Origin of the sequence: Paratractidigestivibacter sp., from assembly GCF_052362415.1 — a bacterium.
Classification (GTDB): Bacteria; Actinomycetota; Coriobacteriia; order Coriobacteriales; family Atopobiaceae; genus Paratractidigestivibacter.
Map to the genome: position 1 here is coordinate 1 of NZ_DAWEMK010000139.1, position 3716 is coordinate 3716.

Genomic DNA, 3716 nt, shown 5'->3' on the forward strand with positions numbered 1-3716 from the left:
GGACGATTCAGGTCACGGTCGGTGACGCGCTCGGCAAGGACGAGCCGGTCGATGTGAGCGGGGACGCGCAGATCCCGCTTGGCGATCCTCTCGACGCCGCGGACGTGACCGACGACCAGATTGCGGCGGCGCGCGACTACGCAAAGAAGGGCGGTAGCGAGACCCCGGACGCGGCCGACGCCCTCGCGAACACTGCGACCACGCGCCGCGACGACGCCGCCCAGAAGCGTCGCGCAGAGGCCCTCGAGGCGACGCTCGCGTCGCTACACACGGGAATCAAATGACCACCGAGTACAGCGCCACGGGGACGGCCGTCGGCGGGAGCATCGTGGGCGTGCGGATCGCGCGGCTCTCGCACCAGATGACGACGCGCGGGTTTTGGCGCATCACGGGCGAGTTCCGGGACCTCTCCTGCGGAAAGAAAGCTAGCTTCTCGGACGTTTGCCAGGGCGTCTACGGGAAGTCGCGCGACGAGGTCTCCGCGCTCGCCGCGCAGGCGATCGCCAAGTGCGTGAATGCTCCCGACTCCAAGGGCTCGTTCCCGGATCAGCTGACCTCCGACAACCTAAGCAAGACTGTCTCCGACGACTCGCGCTACTACGGGACCCCGGACGGGCTGGTGATCGCCATTTGGGCGGGCGAGTACGGCTGCATGGCCTGGGACGCGCACGAGATCGTCGTTATACCCGCCGCCGGGAGCTCGCATGCGGCCGGCGACGACGTGACCGCCATCTCGTACAGCCCTTATTCGTAGGGGGCGGTGGCTCTTCCCGCATGGGAATCGGGGACCGTCGGTAGCCTCTTCACCGTTAACCCGGACCGTCGGTACCACCCTCCCGGATTCCCATGCAAAGAAGGGCACTTCTCGCCGGAATCCGCGACCATCGGTACCGACCCTCCCGGATTCCCGCGCGCGTTTACCGACGGTCTCGCTTTTTAGCGAGCGGCAATTCATCTGATCGCCGCCAGAGGGGATCTGCTGACGACGCCTGCCCTCGCGCCCATCGAAGCTCGCTCGCCGTAAAAAACAGGCACGGGCCCGGCGCATTCCGCCCGGCCCGTGCCTGCGCTTCTTTGCAGGTGATTTTTGCCCTGCGCTTCTTGCCCTACGCGTTCGGGCAGCCCTCGCAGCAACCGCCGCTGGTGGCCTCGGTGCAGCTAGAGCCTCCGCGCTGGTCGGTGTTGTAGAAACCCGACCCCTTGAAGACGATGCCGCTCGCGCCAAAGACCTGCTCGGCCTCGCCGCCGCATTTGGGGCATTTGACCACGGGCTTCTCGCCCATCGCGTGCTCGACCTCAAAGACGTCGCCGCATGCGGCGCAGCGATAGTCGTAACGTGCCATGTTCCAGGGACCTCCGTGCTGACTCGTGTTTTTTGCAACGGATACTGTACCCGAAAACCGCGCGCCCGCGCCGCGCTGCGATAATTAGTCGCACTTACGACACACGTGGCCGCGCCTCGGCGCGCGGCGGGGGAGAGAAGCGATGGACATCCTGGGGGCGATCTTCGATGTCGACGGCACTATCGTCGACTCGATGGGAATGTGGGCCGCGACGACCGAGTGGGTGTTCACGCATTACGGCGCCGCGATGCCGGACGGGTTCTTCGAGCGCGTCGAGCCCCTCTCGCTCAAGGAGATGTGCCGGATCGACCACGAGGAGTTCGGCTTCGGCGACTCGGCCGACGACGTCTACGAGGCGGTCTGCGCCCATGTGCGTGACTGCTACGCGCACGAGATCCAGATGTTTCCCGGCGCGCGCGAGCTCCTCGAGGAGCTCGCGGCCGCGGGCATCCCCATGGTCGTGGCGAGCTCGACGCCCGTGCGCGAGTTCACGGTCGCGCTCGAGGCGCACGGGCTTTCCGGCTTTTTCCGCGACACGGTCTCGACCGAGGACGTCGGCGGGCGCGACAAGGAGTTCCCCGACGTCTACCTCGAGGCGTGCCGCCGGCTCGGGCTCGATGCCGACGACCCCGAGCAGCGCGCCGGTGTGTGGGTCTTCGAGGACGCGCCCTTCGGCGTCCAGACCTCGCACAAGGCGGGTTTCCGCGTGGTTGGCCTGATGAACGACCACGACGGCCGCCGGGAGGAGGACGTGCGCCCCTACTGCGACGTCTACGTCCACGGCTACGCTGAGCTGAGCCTCGCGCTGCTGCGCGACTACGAGGCCCCCGCCGCGCCCGCGAGGGCGGCCGACGTCCGCGCCGCCGAGCCGCTTCAGGTCCTCGTCGTCGACGGCTCGCCCGAGGCGAGCTCGCCCGATCTCGTGCGCGCGCTGGCCGATGAGGCCGACTACGTGGTCGCGGTCGACCGCGGGGCCGAGGCGCTCCTGGCGGCCGAGGCTGCGCCGGACGTCTTTGTGGGGGACGCCGACTCCGTGAGCGCGCAGGCGGCCGCCTGGGCCCGTGCCCACGCGCGCACGGACATCCGCTTTCCCGCCGAGAAGTACGCGACCGACCTCGCGCTCGGCCTCGACTGCGCCGCCCACGAGGCCTCGCGGCGGGGGCGCCCTCTGACGATAACCCTTACCTGCGCATCGGGCGGCCGTCCCGACCACTTCCTGGCGGTCGTCGGCCTGCTGTCCTCGGCACCAGCAGCGAGCGCGCACATGGTCGAGGACGGCTTCGAGCTGCGCATCCTTCGCCCGGAGGGGGAGGCCGCCTGGCAGATGGGGGAGGACGCCGTCGGGCGCACCTTCTCGGCGGTGGCCGTGGCGCCGGGGACGCGCATCGACCTTTGCGGCATGCAGTGGCCGCTCGAGAACAAGCCGATGGGGCGTCTCGACGACCTCGGCATCTCCAACGTCGTCGTAGCGGCGGGCGCCCGCGCGACCTGCCACGCCGGCGCCCTCGCGGCGTTCCTCATCAGGTAGGCGCCGCAAGTAGGTGCCGCAACCCCGCGGCGTCGCCCTTCTCTGCGGACGATCGCACCAGAACGGACTACATGAGGGGCAAATACGGCCTTCCATATGGTCCATCCGGGTGCGAACGTCGGAAAGAAGGACGCTTGGGAGAAGCGCCGCCCGCAAGGAGCGCCGCCCGCGGGAAACGCCCCCCGCGAGAAGCGCCGTCCGCAAGAAGCGGTCCAGGCGGGCAATGCTCCGGGTGGGCACCGCTCCCGCCCGCACCGAGTTTTGCGAAGAATCTGTCGCACCCGCGGACTTTGCCGCGCTGCGCACTCGCTCCGGCGCCGCTCGCGCTACAATACCGACCCGAGCGACACGACAAACGCACCAACCCACGACTCCTGCTCCAAGCCGTGACAAAAACTGCACAATCAACCTGTGTTTCTCGTATGCAGGCCGCGCGGCCTGTGTTATATTCATACGGCTTTGTGAAATGCGGGCGCAGCTGTGCGCCGCGCCCCCGAGGAGGTCTAACCATGTCGAAGGTTTGTGAGTTCTGCGGTAAGCACCCGGTTGCTGGTCACACCATCAGCCACTCTCACCGCGTCGTCAACCGTACGTTCAAGCCGAACATCCAGCGCGTCACCGTCGTCGTCGACGGCCACAAGCGCAAGGCCAACGTCTGCACCCGTTGCCTCAAGTCCGGCAAGATCGCCCGCAGCTAAGGCGCCATCTCTCCTAGAGAATCCATGGGAGGCCGCATCGTCGGCCGCCTTTTGTATGTAGCTCCCCCGTGTGCGCTCTGATGCCTTAGTCTATGCGCCACGGCGTTCCACGGAGCCGTTCCGCGAGGGGAGGCGTCTGGTCTGGGG

General features: G+C 67.9%; 5 protein-coding genes. 4 read left to right on the top strand and 1 reads right to left on the bottom strand.

Annotation, left to right across the window (positions count from 1 at the left end):
• Together ACT84W_RS09870 and ACT84W_RS09875 are read left to right on the top strand one after the other, a co-directional pair.
• The coding region (locus tag ACT84W_RS09870) for a hypothetical protein (protein ID WP_444329087.1) at positions 1-284 on the top strand (284 nt) is incomplete at its 5' end.
• Positions 281-754: a hypothetical protein gene (locus ACT84W_RS09875; RefSeq protein WP_444329088.1), complete on the top strand. Its 474-nt coding sequence runs from the start codon at positions 281-283 to the stop codon at positions 752-754. The genes ACT84W_RS09870 and ACT84W_RS09875, both read left to right, overlap by 4 nt.
• Positions 755-1106: 352 nt before the next feature.
• Here the strand turns inward: ACT84W_RS09875 and ACT84W_RS09880 are convergent, their stop codons facing one another.
• The gene (locus tag ACT84W_RS09880; protein ID WP_444329089.1) at positions 1107-1343 is read right to left on the bottom strand and encodes an FmdB family zinc ribbon protein; all 237 of its coding nucleotides are present in this window, start codon (positions 1341-1343) and stop codon (positions 1107-1109) included.
• Between the two features lie 142 nt (positions 1344-1485).
• On the opposite strand from ACT84W_RS09880, the gene ACT84W_RS09885 reads away from it, so the two are divergent.
• Positions 1486-2871 carry a thiamine diphosphokinase gene (locus tag ACT84W_RS09885; protein ID WP_444329090.1) on the top strand — a complete coding sequence of 462 codons (1386 nt, stop codon included), beginning with the start codon at positions 1486-1488 and terminating at the stop codon, positions 2869-2871.
• Positions 2872-3380: 509 nt separating this feature from the next.
• On the top strand, positions 3381-3569 hold the full coding sequence (gene rpmB / locus ACT84W_RS09890) for a 50S ribosomal protein L28 (RefSeq protein WP_417574961.1): 189 nt from the start codon (positions 3381-3383) through the stop codon (positions 3567-3569).
• The last annotated feature ends 147 nt before the right edge of the window (positions 3570-3716 follow it).

Coding starts and splice junctions, on each gene's coding strand:
- ACT84W_RS09880 (WP_444329089.1), bottom strand. CDS start 1,343: ATGGCACGTTACGACTATCGCTGCGCCGCATGCGGCGACGTCTTTGAG.
- rpmB (WP_417574961.1), top strand. CDS start 3,381: ATGTCGAAGGTTTGTGAGTTCTGCGGTAAGCACCCGGTTGCTGGTCAC.
- ACT84W_RS09885 (WP_444329090.1), top strand. CDS start 1,486: ATGGACATCCTGGGGGCGATCTTCGATGTCGACGGCACTATCGTCGAC.
- ACT84W_RS09875 (WP_444329088.1), top strand. CDS start 281: ATGACCACCGAGTACAGCGCCACGGGGACGGCCGTCGGCGGGAGCATC.